General features: G+C 53.7%; 2 rRNA genes. Both read right to left on the minus strand.

The window, feature by feature from the left end:
- Positions 1-111 (minus strand): 23S ribosomal RNA (locus tag ACFO0G_RS19885); the annotation flags it as partial.
- A gap of 539 nt (positions 112-650) precedes the next feature.
- Positions 651-704: ribosomal RNA gene (locus ACFO0G_RS19890) — 16S ribosomal RNA — on the minus strand; the annotation flags it as partial.

The raw sequence follows: 704 nt of genomic DNA on the forward strand, positions 1-704 counted from the left end.
CCCTGGGATCACAGTCCGGTTATCGACTCCCCCAGGCTTATCGCAGATTCCTACGTCCTTCTTCGGCTCCTAATGCCAAGGCATCCACCGTGTGCTCTTAAAAACTTGACCACAAAGATCAAAAACAAGCTCACTCGAGAGAACCACAGAAACTGTCCCGCGCACCCAAAAGCACACGAACCAGATCCAGGTTCTAATATCTTGGAAATTGCTTCTTATACAAGATGCTCGCGTCCACTATGTAGTTCTCAAACAACAACCCCACACCACACACCCCACACACAAACCCCCACAGGGATCAAACAAGCATGCGGAACGACATGGCAGGGAAACCAGAAACAAACAAACCCACACCACCAGGAAGCCTCCCCCGAAGGAAAGAACCACCCGGCACCATGGTCCTGTTGTCTCAGGACCCAACAGTGTGCCAAACACTACCCGGCAACCCAGCCCGGCCGCTTTCCAGAACAACAACCCCACAAAGGAGAAGGTTCGTACTCACTGACCGGTCCGTGCCACCAGGCACCTATTTGTTGATATTCCACCCATGAGCACCCGCCGCAGGACAATCGCCTGCGCAACGGGCTTGCTTCCTGACAACCCCCACCACCAGACATACATCCAGGGCAGTTGTTGTAGGTGCTCCTTAGAAAGGAGGTGATCCAGCCGCACCTTCCGGTACGGCTACCTTGTTACGACTTAGT

Source organism: Arthrobacter sedimenti, assembly GCF_042652025.1.
Taxonomy (GTDB): domain Bacteria; phylum Actinomycetota; class Actinomycetes; order Actinomycetales; family Micrococcaceae; genus Arthrobacter; species Arthrobacter sedimenti.